The organism is Hungatella effluvii (assembly GCF_003201875.1).
In the GTDB taxonomy this organism is placed as follows: domain Bacteria; phylum Bacillota; class Clostridia; order Lachnospirales; family Lachnospiraceae; genus Hungatella; species Hungatella effluvii.
In genome coordinates, this window is record NZ_QJKD01000001.1 from 404410 (window position 1) to 419323 (window position 14914).

At 51.7% G+C, this 14914-nt stretch carries 11 protein-coding genes; 1 reads left to right on the forward strand and 10 read right to left on the reverse strand.

Features of this window, described 5'->3' with window-relative positions; translation table 11 throughout:
* Nucleotides 1–21 precede the first annotated feature (21 nt).
* Nucleotides 22–2181, reverse strand: a complete 2160-nt coding sequence (gnpA, locus tag DFR60_RS01635; RefSeq protein WP_110321323.1) for a 1,3-beta-galactosyl-N-acetylhexosamine phosphorylase — start codon at nucleotides 2179–2181, stop codon at nucleotides 22–24.
* Nucleotides 2182–2319: 138 nt separating this feature from the next.
* Between gnpA and DFR60_RS01640 the strand changes: the two genes are divergently transcribed.
* A complete protein-coding gene (locus DFR60_RS01640) occupies nucleotides 2320–3285 on the forward strand; it encodes a helix-turn-helix domain-containing protein (protein ID WP_110321324.1) in 966 nt (321 codons plus the stop codon).
* Nucleotides 3286–3293: 8 nt separating this feature from the next.
* Here DFR60_RS01640 and ftsH read toward each other — a convergent pair whose 3' ends face one another.
* The 9 genes from ftsH to DFR60_RS01685 form a co-directional block, all read right to left on the reverse strand.
* Nucleotides 3294–5171 carry an ATP-dependent zinc metalloprotease FtsH gene (ftsH, locus tag DFR60_RS01645; protein WP_110321325.1) on the reverse strand — a complete coding sequence of 626 codons (1878 nt, stop codon included), beginning with the start codon at nucleotides 5169–5171 and terminating at the stop codon, nucleotides 3294–3296.
* 23 nt (nucleotides 5172–5194) lie between these two features.
* Entirely contained in the window at nucleotides 5195–5698 is a 504-nt protein-coding gene (bilS, locus tag DFR60_RS01650; protein ID WP_110321326.1) for a flavodoxin family protein BilS, read from the reverse strand.
* 320 nt (nucleotides 5699–6018) lie between these two features.
* The gene (gene cobA / locus DFR60_RS01655; protein ID WP_110321327.1) at nucleotides 6019–7527 is read right to left on the reverse strand and encodes a uroporphyrinogen-III C-methyltransferase; all 1509 of its coding nucleotides are present in this window, start codon (nucleotides 7525–7527) and stop codon (nucleotides 6019–6021) included.
* A 2-nt stretch (nucleotides 7528–7529) separates the two neighbouring features.
* Entirely contained in the window at nucleotides 7530–8465 is a 936-nt protein-coding gene (hemC, locus tag DFR60_RS01660; protein ID WP_110321328.1) for a hydroxymethylbilane synthase, read from the reverse strand.
* On the reverse strand, nucleotides 8458–9108 hold the full coding sequence (locus DFR60_RS01665; protein WP_110321329.1) for a precorrin-2 dehydrogenase/sirohydrochlorin ferrochelatase family protein: 651 nt from the start codon (nucleotides 9106–9108) through the stop codon (nucleotides 8458–8460). Before DFR60_RS01665 ends, hemC begins: the two co-directional genes overlap by 8 nt.
* 868 nt (nucleotides 9109–9976) lie before the next feature.
* Complete coding sequence (gene asrC / locus DFR60_RS01670) at nucleotides 9977–11041, reverse strand: sulfite reductase subunit C (protein WP_055656294.1); 1065 nt, start codon at nucleotides 11039–11041, stop codon at nucleotides 9977–9979.
* A gap of 19 nt (nucleotides 11042–11060) precedes the next feature.
* Nucleotides 11061–11852, reverse strand: coding sequence for an anaerobic sulfite reductase subunit AsrB (asrB, locus tag DFR60_RS01675; protein WP_002600905.1), 792 nt, complete (start codon nucleotides 11850–11852; stop codon nucleotides 11061–11063).
* 18 nt (nucleotides 11853–11870) lie between these two features.
* Nucleotides 11871–12905 carry an anaerobic sulfite reductase subunit AsrA gene (gene asrA, locus DFR60_RS01680; protein WP_110321330.1) on the reverse strand — a complete coding sequence of 345 codons (1035 nt, stop codon included), beginning with the start codon at nucleotides 12903–12905 and terminating at the stop codon, nucleotides 11871–11873.
* Between the two features lie 58 nt (nucleotides 12906–12963).
* The gene (locus DFR60_RS01685; RefSeq protein ID WP_110321331.1) at nucleotides 12964–14841 is read right to left on the reverse strand and encodes an aryl-sulfate sulfotransferase; all 1878 of its coding nucleotides are present in this window, start codon (nucleotides 14839–14841) and stop codon (nucleotides 12964–12966) included.
* Between the last annotated feature and the right edge of the window lie 73 nt (nucleotides 14842–14914).

Consider the following 14914-nt stretch of genomic DNA (forward strand, 5'->3'; position numbering starts at 1 on the left):
GTCGCTTACCGTTCATGGTTGTTACAACGAAACGGCCACCACGGCCATGCCGTACGGTTCCAGTCTCACCGTCTGCCGGCCGTCTTCCATCCGAATCACGGTTTTCCGTTCTTCGCCGCTGTTATTAATCACCACCAGCTTACCGGAGGCCGGATACCAGGCGCATTCCGTGTCGGGGCTGTCCGTCAGATATTTCTGGTTTAAATCCATGCCCATTCCGCTTACCATCAGGTTTAAGAGCATCCTGGTATTTTCCGGCGTCACCTGGAAGCTGCTGAGATAGAACGCGGTGCCGCTGCCAAAACGGTGAGACGTGATGGCGGGCAGGCCATCCTTTTCCTCTATCACCTCCGTGTCGGGGCCTGTGAGACAGATACCTTTTCTGCCGCGCACGGAAGCTCCCGCCGGTATCAGACCGGGTTTCTCCGCCAGTTCATACTCCCAGCGTCCATGACACACCTTTGCCCCCGTATCCTCGTCCACTCCCAACACAGAAGCCAGACGGAAATACGCGGATGCCCCGGGTGCTGCCGACGGTTCGCCTACTCCGATGAGCACGCCGCCCTCATAGACCCAGCGTGAGACCGCTTCCGTGACACCACTGTCATTCCAGGCCATCCCGCCGCTCCAGGCGCTTCCCGCCGTCCCGGCATTGATCAGAACATCGACGCCTTCCAGGCGTCCTGCCTTTACATCTTCAAAATTTATAAATTCCACCGAAACCGGAAGCCCTGAGAGAGCCTCGTTGATATGGATCAGGTCATGCATATACGTTTCGTGAAAATGACCGGACAGCGTCCAGGAACGAAGCTTTCCCCATGAATGGAGCACCGCAGCCCGAATCGGCAGTGTATACACAGCGCCCTCTTCATGGAAGGACTTAATCCGCCGGAAATCATCCGCGATCGTCTCCATATAGCTGCAAAAGTCGGGGAAGTCTTCCACCAGATGCAGATATCCGCCAAGACCGATCCGGTCAATCTTTTCCCTGAGCAGTGCGCGGCGCACGTGGATCCAGTACTCTTTCGCATCGCGGACCGGGTCTCCTCCCTCGCAGAACGTGGGGGCTCCCCCCAGACCAACCGGGAATAAGTAGGGATGAAGCCTCAGTTCATGCGTCTCCACCTCTGCCCCGGCGCAGAGCCGTACCTCATAGCCGGAAAAGACGCATTTGATCAGACCGTCAAAGCCGAATTCCTTAAAATGGTCGTTATACGGCTCCACTCCCACCCAGCTGTCATCGTAGAACACATACGCCTTCTTACCGTAGCTGTGCACCAGTTCCACCAGGCGTTTCCCAAAGTCCACAACGAAACGGTTTACAAAGGCCATATAATCCAGCTGATGCCTGGAAGGCGGCATATGGGTGACATGAAATTTCCCCTGGTTGATGAAATCCTCCGCCGTCAGGCCGTAGCCGTATTCCGCCTCAAACGCCTTCAGCATCGCGGGGCTGACCGTAAAATCATAGGAGCCCCAGTCTGTAAATAAATTTCTCTTCTTTTCGCTGCTGCCCCACATCCACACAAAATTATAAAACAGGGAGGTAAACCGGACTACCGTCGTCACCGGATGGGTATCGCACCAATTCTCCATCCAGCCATAGAGATATTCCCTGGTCTCCTCGTGGATTGGATCTACCGGCATCAAATGCTCTTTCTCCCAGTTATTTGTCACATGGTTGTACATCGATATTTCTTCCCAGATCCGGTATGCCAGGAAATTCACCGTATAGTCATGAAATGGATGCGCTCCCTCAAGTACCACCGATCCGCTGTTTTTATCATAACGCCAGCTGGCGCGGGATACCTCCGTCTCCTCCGTGCGGTCAAAGACCTGCCAGTAAGCGAACGCTTCCGGGCTGTCGTTTATAGTAAACTGTTCGGTAAAAAAATCCTCCATCAGGTCAAACGTCAGTACCCCGCCAAACGCCGTCTTCGGCTCTGTCACGAGAAACGTCTGCTGAAGCTGGTCCGGATGGGCCTCCGCCCACTCATTGTGATCGCGTATGAGGCAGATGGTGGAATAGATTCCATATCCCGCGCCTGTGATCTCCTCCGACAGCTCCGTGCCGTCACTGTCTCTGATCACATCGGCGCCCCAGCGTTCCGCCAGCTTGAGCGTCAGCTCCTCATAACCGGCTTCCCCCGGCAGTGTAAAACTTCCCTTTGTCTTCTCCATAATAAATCTTCTCCTTCCTTTTCTTTCTTAATTATATAAAAACAGCCGCACTCATTCCAGTCAGAGTGAGGCAAAAACTTTGCATTTTCAATCATTTACAGATATAATGGGATCATAGAAAAGAAGGAGGAAGTTCCCATGCCCAGACACAAAAGACCATACATTGAATTCCGTGATTACAACCTGTCCTCCCGCTTCCCGGTTCTCCTCTTATCCGGGGAAGAATGGCGGATCTCCGACGTGGCCTCCCCCCGGCTTCATATCCACAACTGTCTGGAGATCGGGCTCTGTGAATCGGACAGCGGCACCATGATCTTCGAAGACACGAAACGGCCGTTTGGGGCCGGTGATCTGACTGTTATCTCCTGCGACGTTCCCCACACCACCTACAGTTCCCCTGGTACGGCAAGCAAATGGTCGTACCTGTTTGTCGATCTTACAGAGCTCTTAACGCCATTGTTTTCGGGATCGGATCTTCGCATTTTCAACCTTTTAACGATTCTGGAGCACCGGACCAGCCTGATTTTAAACGAACGGGATTACCCGGATATCCACGCCCTGACGGCGCAGATTATGAGAGAGCTTGAACGAAAAAAAGACTATTATGATATCTCGGTGCGCGGTCTCTTCCTCACGCTTCTGACCGATCTTGCCAGGGCATACCGTCAGATTGCTGCATGGGCAGAAAAAAAAGATGACCAGCCGCCTGAAAATGCGCTGGTCATCGCTCCTGCACTGGAATATATCCGCAGTCACTACATGGACGATTTTTCTATGGAGTATCTGGCTGAACTCTGCAGCTTAAGCCCGGCTCATTTCAGAAGAATCTTCTCCTCCGTCATGGAGACCAGTCCGCTTAAGTATCTGACAGACACCCGGATCCGCCAGGCCGCCTCCCTGCTTCGCACGACGGAGGCCTCTGTGCTCTCCATCTCAGAGGAGGTGGGCTATCGTTCCGTGTCCAGCTTCAACCGGCAGTTTCACGACACCATGGGGCAGACACCACGGGAGTGGCGCCGCCGCATGTCGATCCTGAAAGACCAGTCCGTCATGAAATACCGCGGCTTCCTGGTTCCCGAAACGCTAGTGACTCCTGACGTATAAATCAGGGCTTAGATTTCAATGGCATTTTCGCTTGTTTTACGAAAGATATCCATAAATTCTTCGCCGGTAATCGTTTCCTTATCCAGTAAATACTCTGCTATCTCGTGCAGCTTTCCTTCGTTCTCTTTTAAGATCTGAAGGGCCTTCTGGTGCTGCTCTCTGACAATCTTTATCACTTCCTCGTCGATCAGCTTCGCCGTATCCGGTGCACAGGCCAGTGACGTATCGCCGCCCAGATACTGGTTCGTCACCGTCTCTAAGGCCACCATATCAAACGCCTCGCTCATGCCGTACCGGGTCACCATAGCCCGTGCGATTCTCGTCGCCTGCTCGATATCATTGGAAGCTCCGCTGGTCACGGAATGGAAGATCAGCTCTTCCGCCGCACGGCCGCCGGTGAAGGTGGCGATCTTATTGAGCGCCTCATCCTTTGTGAGCAGATACCGCTGCTCCTCATCCACCTGCATGGTGTAGCCCAGCGCACCCGATGTTCTCGGGATAATCGTAATCTTGTGTACCGGCGCGGAATTGCTCTGGCATGCCGCAACCAGTGCGTGTCCCACCTCGTGGTAGGCAATGATCTTCCGCTCGTTGACGCTGACACCGGAATCCTTCTTCTGGTATCCGGCGATAACCACCTCCACGCTCTCCTCTAAATCTTCCTGAGACACGAGCTTTCTGCCCATGCGGACCGCCCGTAAGGCCGCCTCGTTGACGATATTGGCAAGCTCTGCGCCGCTGGCGCCCGCTGTTGCCAGCGCCACGTCATGGAAATTCACATCATCGGACAGCTTCACATTCTTTCCGTGTACCTTCAGGATCGCCTCGCGTCCGCCAAGGTCAGGAAGTTCCACCGGAATTCTCCGGTCGAAACGGCCCGGACGAAGCAGCGCCTTATCCAGTGAATCGGGACGGTTGGTGGCCGCTAAGATAACGACTCCCTTCTTTCCGTCGAATCCGTCCATCTCGGCCAGAAGCTGATTCAATGTCTGCTCCCGCTCATCGTTGCCGCTGAAGCCGCCGCCGTCACGTTTCTTACCGATAGTATCGATCTCATCGATGAAGACGATACAGGGGGCCTTCTCGTTAGCCTGTTTAAACAGATCCCTTACCTTGGAAGCGCCCATGCCGACAAACATCTCTACGAATTCCGAACCGGAGATAGAGAAGAACGGCACGTGTGCCTCACCCGCTACGGCTCTGGCGAGAAGCGTCTTGCCGGTACCAGGGGGGCCAACCAGCAGCGCGCCCTTCGGAAGGCAGGCGCCGATATCTGCGTACTTCTGCGGGTTATGGAGGAAATCCACGATTTCCTTTAAGGCATCCTTCGCCTCTTCCTGGCCCGCCACGTCGGCAAAGGTCTTGCCGGTCTCCGACTCCGCGTAAATCTTAGCATTGGATTTTCCAAAAGTCATGGCATTACCGCCGCCCATACGCTTCTGCATCTGCTTCGCCATCATATTCCCAAGGAATACGAAAATCAGAATCGGAAGAATCCAGGTTAAGAAAAATGACAGCAGCGGATTCACCGGCTCCACAATTGTCTTCTGGAAATTGATTTCTTTATGAGCCAGAAGCCGTTCTGTCAGCTGTTCATCCGGCCACGGGCCTGTCTTATACGTCGCGTATATCTCTTTTCCGTTCCTGTCCTTCTCGCCCGTGTTCGCAATAAACTGGATCTCCGAGTCCGTTCTGGCGACATCTGTCACCTGCCCTGCGTCCACCTTCTCAAGGAACGTACTGTACGGCACCTCGATCACGGCTCTGGACTGTATCCACGGCACCATCAGCGCGTTGAACAGAATCATGACGATCATGACGATTAAATAGTAGTATATAAATGGTTTTTTTGGGCTTTTATTGTCGTCCTCATTTTTGATACCCATGCTTTTTCTCCTTTATCCGCCAGTTACTTATTAAGAGCCTCTTCCACAAATGCTTCCGCATCCCGGAAATCCTGTTCATCGGGATGAAGCATTCCCTCCTCGTACGCGGCTATCATCGTCCGGATCTGGGGGGAATCGTTGATGGCCTGCATCTGTTTGTAACGGTCCAGTACCTGCAGCATCATCTTGCCGCCGCATAGGAAACAGCCCAGATACTCATTATCCTCCGGCACAAAAACGGACACCCGGTTCTCCACCTGTTTAAAATACTCACTGCTTCCGCCCATCCCGCAGGTCCCGAAGAGAGCCACCTTCTTCCCGTGCAGACCGGAAAGGAACTCCATCACACGGCTCCCGCAGGTGCCTCTGTCATTCCAGAAGCCCACAAAATACGTATCCGCCTCCTCGTCACGCAGTTCCTCCAGCCTCTGGATATCCTTCGAACGGCCCGGTATTGAATCGAATATTTTCATCGCTACTTTTTCTGTATTGCCTGTATTGCTTGTATAAACAACCAAATAATCCATGATCCTGCCTCCTCGCTATGAGCACTTAGCGGGCGTCCTTTGACCGCTTACGTGCGATGCATGTCATCTCCACTTGATGAGGTCCTTCACGAATCTAGTGGAGTGGCTCGCTATGAGCACTCAAATTCCTATAGTAATAAAATATACCTAAAATTCACATATATCAAGATCAAATCGGAAATGTTTATCTACTTTATGTTTTTTTAAGATTTTATTGTTTTTATTTTATATCTTTTCAGAATTTTTCTGTGAATTTACGCACTATAGACAGGTCTCTTTTTCCATCGATGCTCCCGAAGGCGTGAGAATCAGTTATCGCTTCACCGGTTCCAGTCCCGGGAGATAGCCTCTGTCATGCCTTCCACCGTGAATCTGGCAGCCGTCACATCTGCCTTTCTTCCGTGCTCCTCCAGCTTTCTGGCCGTAATGTCACCGATACACACCACACGAATCCCGTCCAGAAGTGCGGTCACGTCTTCACCTGCATTTTCAAAGAAGGCGTCCACTCCGGAACCGCTGGCAAACGTTAAGTAATCCGCTTTTTTGAGGGATTCCGCCATTTCCTTCGTCCCCTTTCTCCGCTCTGCCACATCGTAAAGGACGATATCATCGTACAGGATTCCGGCGCTGTCCAGAATCTCAACCAGTTCCGGCGAGCCTTTTCCTGACCTCGGGATCAGGAGGCGTTCGCTCTCCTTCACAACGCTCTTAAGACCCTCGGCAAGGGCGGCCGCGCAGTATTCCTCCGGCGTGTAATCCGTTGTAAACCCGTACCGGAGCAGTTCCTTTGCCGTTCCCTTACCCACGGCGGCAAACTTCGCATGGCCGAGCCTGCGGTTATCCCTTCCGCTCTCCAGAAGGCCGAGAAAGAATTCACGCACCGCATTGGCGCTGGTAAATACGATCCATCCGTAATCCGCCAGTCTCTCATAGGCGTTCTTCATCGCCTCGCCGGACCGGTGGGATTCCAGTTCCATGCTGAGGACACACTCTGTGCAGGCTCCCGCCTCCTCCAGACTCTTTCTCAACTTGGCTGCCAGCAGATCCGTTCCGGTCACCGCCACTCTGACACCTTCCAGAGGCTCGTGGTATGTGGAAGCGAAATCCAGCGCAGTCACTTCCCCCACAGCGATGATGGCCGGAGTTCCAATCCCTTCCTCCGTCACCCGCTGTTCAATAGTGTCAAGCGTTCCGCGCACGACGCGTTGCCCCGGCAGCGTGCCCTTTTCGATGACCGCCGCTGGCGTGTTTCCCGGCTTTCCGTTCTCCAAAAGCCCTTTTACGATCAGTGGAAGATGAGTCAGCCCCATGAGAAAGATCAGGGTGCCCGAAAGCTTTGCAAACTCCGAGAAATCGAGAGGCAGCTTCCCCGCCTCCGTCATGGTATGGCCGGTCATGATGTGAAAGCTTCTGCTGACAGCCCGGTGCGTCACCGGAATTCCCGCCGATGCCAGGGCGGCAACGGCCGATGTGACTCCGGATACCACCTCAAAAGGAATGCCTTCCCGGGAAACAGCCATCACCTCTTCACCGCCGCGTCCAAAGACGAAGGGATCGCCGCCCTTTAACCGAACCACGTTCTTTCCCTCCCTGGCCAGATCCACCAAAAGCTGATTGATCTCCTCCTGCTTCATGTAGTGGCAGCCCGCCTTTTTTCCCACATATATCCTTTGGCTCTCCTCTGGAACCTCATCTAAAAAACGCTCAGACGCCAGATGGTCGTAGACCACCACATCACATTCCCGCAGCCTCTTTAACCCTTTTTCCGTAATCAGTCCCGGATCTCCAGGGCCTGCTCCGACCAGAAATACTTTACCCGTTTCCTTCATCTCTATCTCAGTCCTTTCGCGGCGCGTTCCGCAAGAAGATCCAGCTCCCCGGTTCCGCCTGTCAGATACACACGCTTCGTTTCTCCGTCCCGTCTGTTGATTCCAAATACTTCGATCTGTTCGTCCCTGATTCTGGAGTACACGCCGATCGGTTCGTGACAGCCCGCCTCCAGCAGCTTTAAGATCTTCCGCTCCAGTATGAGGCACGTCTTCGCCTCCTCGTCCTGGATGCGCACCGCCAGCTCGCAGGTCCTGTCCTCGATCCGCCCCTCCACGGCCAGAATTCCCTGTCCTCCGGCCGGAATAAACGTCTCACAGTCAAAGTAATGAAAATCATACGTCCCATTTGTCTCAAAATACTCCTCCAGGCCGTCAGCCGGAGGATTTACCATCTTCATGCGTTTCAGGCCCGCAGCGGCCAGAATAATCGCGTCATAGAGGCCTTCATCCATCTTTCTGATCCTTGTCTGGATATTTCCCCGGATATCCTCACACCGCACAGCTGAACCGGGCCACAGCTTCTTTCCCAGCGCCTCGATCTGGAGCCTCCGTCTTAAGCTGGAGGTACCGATAACAATCACTTTTTTCGCGCTTAGGTCGGTTCCTGCAGGCGTCATCAGCACGTCTCTCGGGTCCTCTCTCGGGGGCACGGCCACGATCCCCAGTCCATCCTCCAAATCCATGGGAAGATCCTTGGCGCTGTGTACCGCAAAGTCAATCTCGCCCTTTAACAGCGCCTGCTCGAATTCCGTCACAAAGACGCCCTTTCCGCCAAACTCCAGCAGAGGCTTATTTAAGATGCGGTCCCCTTCCGTCACTTTCGTCACTGTCTCGACTAAAAGTCCCGGCTGAACGCCTTTCAGCGCTTCCGCCACCAGTTCTGTCTGTACCATCGCCAGAGCGCTCTTTCTCGTCCCGATACGAATCATCTTATTCATGGTCCTTCTCCAATTCCTCTAACTTTCTGTCAATCAACTGCTCCGCCTGTTCCCTGGTAAATGTTCCGCCCTGACGGATTCCTTCCTCAACCATCTCTTTAAAGACCGCGGTTCTGACAGAAAGGATGGGCACCCGCTCCTTCACCAGCTCCCGGTACGTCCCCAGCTCTGCAGCCAGTCTCCCGAAGCCCTCCGGAATCGCGGCACGGAACTTTGCCTTTAAATACTGTGCGATGGTGGGACTGCTTCCTCCGGTGGATATTCCCACGGTAATATCCTCGTCCTTGATCAGGGCCGGGAAAATGAAGCTGCATTCCTCCCTGACATCCACCACATTCACCGGAATCCGCCGCTCTCTGCAGACCAGGGAAATCCGCCGGTTCAGTTCTTCATCCGCCGTGGCCGCGACCACAAAATCCACGCCGTCTAAGTCTTCCTCCTGATATTCCCGGCAAAGAAGCGTTACCTTTCCGCCCGCGTTTTCGCCGTACCGTACCATACGGTCCGTCATCTCAGGGGACACGACGACGATCTCCGGTCCGTAGTCCAAAAGAACCTCTACCTTCCGGCAGGCAACGATTCCGCCTCCGACGATTAAGCATCGCTGCCCCTCTATATCCATAAAAAATGGGAAATATGCCATTGTCTTCCTCTTCTTTCTGTGTTTTAAGACCTGTCTATTTTATCATAAAATTCTCATTTAGGACAGATGTATAAAACAGGGGTTTTGTAACAGATGTATTGAAAGTTAAAATTCACTCCCCACCAGGGGCACCGCAGTCCGGTTCGGCCGGGCAGGCTTCCTCAGCCTTTCCAGTTCCGGTTTCGGGCATAAGAAGTTCTAAACGTGCAGAATTTTTCTAAAAACCAGGTGAAATTCCCAAACTCGCTGCGCTCAGACAAATGGGAATTTCACCTGAACGAAAATTTTGCGCGTTAAGAACTTCTAATCCCCTGCAAAGTCACAGGAAAGGCTGAGGAAGCCTGCCCGGCCGAACCGGACTGCGGTGCCCCTGGTGGGGAGTGAACTTTAACTATTGAAACAGGAAAATACCATAAAAAAAGCGGGAATGATTGAGGGAAAATTGGACTCACTTTTGGGTTAAGGGATGTGAGGGGGAATTTTATACCAATTTTCGGGGTGCGTGCCTGGGAGAAGTCCATGGGGATGTCTCTGAGGAGGCACAGTACGCTCAATTTTCCTGCTTTTCTATCGTAACAAATCGCGCCGGGTATCTATGCAGCGTGCATCATGTGCAGCAGCTCTGCGTACCCCGGTGTTTCAATGAAACAGGGAGGGCGCGGTGGTCTGATGTAGATGGCGCGCCCTCCCTTTCCATTATTAAGCACTCTCGGAAACTCCCTTGCACTCATCTTTGTGGCTGATTTTCCGCCATATGCACACAAATTTATTCAACGTACACGCCGTGTACGCCTCGTAAATTTGTGCACATCTGACGAAAAATCATCTCACAAAGCTGAGCACAAGGAGTTTCCGAGAGCACTCTTATTTATTTCTGTGTAAATGTATAGTTTGCTGTTTCAGCCGGGCCGGCATGCTTGTGCTGGGAGATCGGCATAACGTGCATATTGCCTCTCTGCTCGTTCTCAGCCCAGTAAATATCGTCTGCCATCTTTGCTTCCGGATTGAATTCAACACCCTCGAAGATATGTTTTACGAACTCTTTGTATCCGACACGGTCGATTAAGTGACCGCCATGTAAGTACTCCGGCTTGTAGTCTAACGCCCATGCGGAGAACTTCTGCCAGTTTCCGAACATGCCTAAAACAACATCCTCGGTTACCCAGTTTAAGAACAGCTTGCCTGCACGCGGATTCTGCTTGCCGGTACGGCCGCCTAAGGTTACGCGGTAAAGCTTCTTGGTGCCTCTGGTCCATGCGCCTGTCGGGCAGATCAGGGAACATTCGCCGCAGCCTACGCAGCAGCATGCGTCCTTGTCAATCTTTCCGTTGGCATTCAGGCTCAATACGCCTGTTGCATGGTGCTCACACGCCTCCACACAGGAGCCGCATCCGATACAGCGGTCAATATCATAAACCTGCTTGTTGACACCCATAACACCGAAATCGTTAAAGTTTGCCTTTACACAGTCGTTTGGACATCCTGCGACAGCTACTTTGATGTGGTAGTGGGACGGGAAGATCAGTTTCTCGATCTTGCGGGCCAGCTCATAGGTGTTGATGTTGCCTTTGATACAGTGTGCGTTGCCGATACAGGACATGATGTTACGGGCGCCGATTGTCGGGTAGCCGTAGTCATCGGATTCCATATCCACGTTACACATCTCGATATCAACATCGGAGATGTATTTCTTGATGTATTTGTTTACTTCTTCGATATTCTCAAATTTGATTCCAGGAATGTTTAAGGTCTGTCTTGTACCCATGTGGAAGGTGCCGTTGCCCCATTTCTCACAGATTTCCTGAACCATGGTTAAGTGTTTCGCTTCGATTAAAGCGCCCGGAACACGGAGCTGAAGCATGAACTCTCCCGCTACTTTTGACTGTCTGAAACAGTTGATACGTACTTTTTTAATATCAATATCGTGATTCATTCTCTATTCGCTCCTTTCCTTAGTCAACCAGATATTTGGCCTGTGTATAGTTGAATACCGGGCCATCTAAGCAAACATAAACCTCGTCGATACGGCAGTGGCCGCATTTGCCGACAGCACAGGACATCTTACGCTCGAAGGATACCCAGATCTTCTCTTCCGGAACGCCGCATTTAACAGCTTCCAGGCCTGTGAACTTCATCATTGGCGGCGGTCCTACGATTACTACTTCGTAATCGCCGTCAAACTCGGAAAATGGAACCTTGGAAACGAACTCGGTTACGAAACCTGTGTTCCAGCCTTCCTTCTGATCTCTGTCCAGTGTATAGAATGTGGTAAATCTGTCGTGCCACTTATCAAGGTCGTTCTTGAAGATGATGCCTTCCTCGTTCTTGAATCCGCTGATTAAGGTTACGCTCTTTACGTAATCAGGATTGTCATAGAACATGTTTAACATGCTCTTTACAGGAGCCAGACCAGTACCGCCTGTGATAACTACCACATGCTTGCCCTGGAACTTCTCTACCGGCCAGCCTTTTCCGTAAGCGCCGCGAAGGAATAAGGTATCGCCGGCCTGCTTCTCGAAAATCTCATCGGTTACTTTACCAACGGAACGGATCGTGAAATCCATCCAGCCGTCGCCGAAAGAGCTGACGGAGATAGGAGCCTCTCCTACCTTCGGAATGGAGAGCTGTAAGAACTGTCCGTGCTCCGGTTTAATATCGGTTGCAACTTTAAATGTATATTCATGTAAGCTTTCTCTCTTAACTTCAAGAATCTTGCATGCAACAGGTTTTACTATGTTATTCATCTCTTCGTCCACCTCTCCCTATTTATTCTCTTCTGCAACGATTTCATCGATCGCATTCGCCATCTTCTTTACAGTAGCAGCGATGGAAATGTATTCTGGACATCGGTCGATACATCTGCCGCAGCCTACGCACATATGGTAATCCTGGAAACGTTCCTTGTAATCATGGAATTTGTGAAGCACTTTAAAGCGCATTCTGTCTCCGGCTGTGTTGCGGAAGCTCATGCCGCCGGCCATATCGGAGAAGCCCTTAACCTGACAGGAAGCGGTTGTTCTCTTTCTCTCGCCAACGTTGGCATTTTCATTGTAGATGATGTCTGTGGTGGTGAAGCAGGTACAGGTGCTGCAGGCTACGGTACAGGCACCACAGGAGATACAGCGCTTATTGTATTCATTCCACATCGGGTGGTTCTTTAACTTGGTTAATACTTCCTTGTTCGGAATCTCCGGAACATCAACGGTCAGCTGATTCTTCTCTACGTATTCCGGCTTAAATCCGGTCTCGTTCTTGCCTTCAAAGTAAGGAGCGAACGCGTCATCCTTCACATCCAGGCTTAACTCGCCTTCGCCGAAGCGGACTGCCATGGAATAATCCTCGGACTTGTTGGTACCCATGCTTACGCAGAAGCAGGTATCCCATCCTGTGGTACATTCCATCATAACGATTTTCACTTTCTCGTTCATGCGCTTATAGTACATGTCCTCGAAGCCGCCGTTACTTAAGTATATCTTCTCCTGATGATGCTGTGCATGGATATCACACGGTCTCATGAAGATTAAAAGCTTCTTGCCTGTAGCCTTGCTCTCAATGTACTCGTCCTCTGTGAAATAGAACAGGGATTCTGTGATCGGGCTTAACACTTCTTTTGCAGGGAAATCGGACTTATCCATGTACTCGATCTCTTCTACAGTGTTAATCTTGTCATACTTGATCATATCGGTGTCGGAATATCTTCCTTTTCCTACAAATCTTTTCGGTGCCCAGATTTCGTATTCATCCTGGAGCGCTGCAAAGATCTTGTTCGCTTCTTCAAAGCTTACTTTGTAACCCATTGCGTGTATCCTCCTTTTTTTGACTCCTTCAGTCTCGTTGGTATGATAAAGAAATTGTTTAGAAGTTTACTGTAACTCCTGTATCATATTTCTTTTCATCGATGGTAACGGTAACTTTATATGTTCCTTCTATTCCCTCACCGCTGACAGGGAATTCCACGGCTCTCTCATCGTGTTCCAGGAATGTGCCTACGCACATGGCCAGGAACGGGCGCTTTGTGGTTGGAACAAAGTAGTGACGCGTCGGGCTTCCGTTTTCGCCCTCTAAATTCAGCATGACCAGCGTGCCCTTTTCAAAGCTTGCCTTAAATACAAGGCGGTCCGCTTCCTTTGCAATCTTCGTCTTATAGGAATCCGGGACCATGCCGCCGTCTTCTGCAGGTACTTCCGTCAGGAATTCCTCGGTCTTACCGATGCTTCCAAGAACCTCCCCGCGTCCGAAGGTTACTGCATCGCCCTCGTCGTATAAATGGAGCTTCTCCGCACGGTAATAGTTGGCCGGCAGATGCATCTCATACAGAACGACATCGTCCTTCACCTCCACGGTGATGGAACTGAGTTCAGCCGATCCATCGTCGATAGCCGCCGTCATACCTGCGCCAGGCATGTTCATCCATTCTCCGTTCAGCTTGCCGATACCGCCGGAATGAACGAGATAATGGCCTCTCTCATAGTACTCGCAGTTACATATGTAGCAGGAGAAGAACTCGGCGCCTCTCTCTTTTCCGTACTGCCATACCTGCTCGATCGTCATGTTGTCCGTGTCGATGTGATAAATAACACCGCGGGAGAAGTTATCCTTCGCGTCGACGTAGTGCTCCTTTTCCTTGGAACGCCAGTGGCCGTTGTCGAAGCACATGATATCACCGTTTGGAAGCACCATGCAGGCATGCTGCTCATACTGCCAGTCGAAGTCTCCGCCGACCGGTTTGAAGAAATACTTCTGCATGTCTTCCGGCCAGCCGGTCGGATCACCGATGATCCAGTTCAGCTTCCCGGTCTCAAAATCACGGTTGATGATGATATCCTGATGGCGTCCGGAGAAGGTGAGAGAATTCGTCTTCTTGTCGTACCATACCGCATTGTTATGGAACCAGTCATGCGCATCCTGGCTTCCGGAGCCGCCGACCGGGTAAACAGGAAGTACGTCCTGATGATCCCATTCCTTTAATATCTCGCCGGTATTTCTGTCTACCATGACGCAAGCATCTTCTACGGTACCACGGGCCAGATACTGGGTCAAGATTAAAATATCGCCATTCTCCATCTCCCACTCATCATGGTGATAGCCGCCCGGAATGCGGAATTCCTTATAGATCTTACCGATCATACCCATCTCGTAGATGCCGGTGGTATGGTAAGGCGGAGCCACCAGACGGTCGGTTCCCACGAAAAGGCGTCCGTTGCGGACACGCTTTAAATCAAAGGCAAGATTCAGCGTGTTATACCAGCGCGCGTCCCCTGCATAGTCATAAGCCGCCGTATAAGCCGGTGAAGTCGGACTTACCATCATGACGTTGTCTTCCATGTACTCCGGCGTGGTCTCGATGGAGGTCGGCTTCTTTAACTTTTCGGAAGCCCTCTCTGTCACGATCTTAAGAGTCGCGTTCTCCCCTGTGCTCAGCTCGATGACTACGGTATTCTCATAGTCCTCGTACAGGCCGTATATCGGAAGAACCATCTTCCTTGCGTCTGATTTCGGGCGGTACATGTAATCTCCCGCCGCCTCTTTTCCTTTCACCGTCACCTTGGCGAAAGCCGGTCTTTCATTCTCAAACATGACAAGCGCGGTAAGAGGCGCAATCAGATATGGATTGAGCACAACGAAAGGATTGACGATGGTATGGCTCTCCTTTTCGTACTCAGCCAGAAATTTTGATTCCGCCTCATACTGCTGGTCAATGATATGTTTTACTTCTTTGTATAAAACTCCCATAAACCCTCCTGAAAACCTGCGAAGAGGGGGGACGTCTTTCAATCACGGCCCCCTCCTGCAGTCTATATGTGTC

What these genes read in the sequence shown, in the direction of transcription:
- bilS (WP_110321326.1), bottom strand. Translation starts at nt 5,698, where the DNA reads ATGGATTATTTGGTTGTTTATACAAGCAATACAGGCAATACAGAAAAA.
- ftsH (WP_110321325.1), bottom strand. Translation starts at nt 5,171, where the DNA reads ATGGGTATCAAAAATGAGGACGACAATAAAAGCCCAAAAAAACCATTT.
- asrB (WP_002600905.1), bottom strand. Translation starts at nt 11,852, where the DNA reads ATGAATAACATAGTAAAACCTGTTGCATGCAAGATTCTTGAAGTTAAG.
- cobA (WP_110321327.1), bottom strand. Translation starts at nt 7,527, where the DNA reads ATGAAGGAAACGGGTAAAGTATTTCTGGTCGGAGCAGGCCCTGGAGAT.
- asrC (WP_055656294.1), bottom strand. Translation starts at nt 11,041, where the DNA reads ATGAATCACGATATTGATATTAAAAAAGTACGTATCAACTGTTTCAGA.
- DFR60_RS01685 (WP_110321331.1), bottom strand. Translation starts at nt 14,841, where the DNA reads ATGGGAGTTTTATACAAAGAAGTAAAACATATCATTGACCAGCAGTAT.
- DFR60_RS01665 (WP_110321329.1), bottom strand. Translation starts at nt 9,108, where the DNA reads ATGGCATATTTCCCATTTTTTATGGATATAGAGGGGCAGCGATGCTTA.
- asrA (WP_110321330.1), bottom strand. Translation starts at nt 12,905, where the DNA reads ATGGGTTACAAAGTAAGCTTTGAAGAAGCGAACAAGATCTTTGCAGCG.
- gnpA (WP_110321323.1), bottom strand. Translation starts at nt 2,181, where the DNA reads ATGGAGAAGACAAAGGGAAGTTTTACACTGCCGGGGGAAGCCGGTTAT.
- hemC (WP_110321328.1), bottom strand. Translation starts at nt 8,465, where the DNA reads ATGAATAAGATGATTCGTATCGGGACGAGAAAGAGCGCTCTGGCGATG.
- DFR60_RS01640 (WP_110321324.1), top strand. Translation starts at nt 2,320, where the DNA reads ATGCCCAGACACAAAAGACCATACATTGAATTCCGTGATTACAACCTG.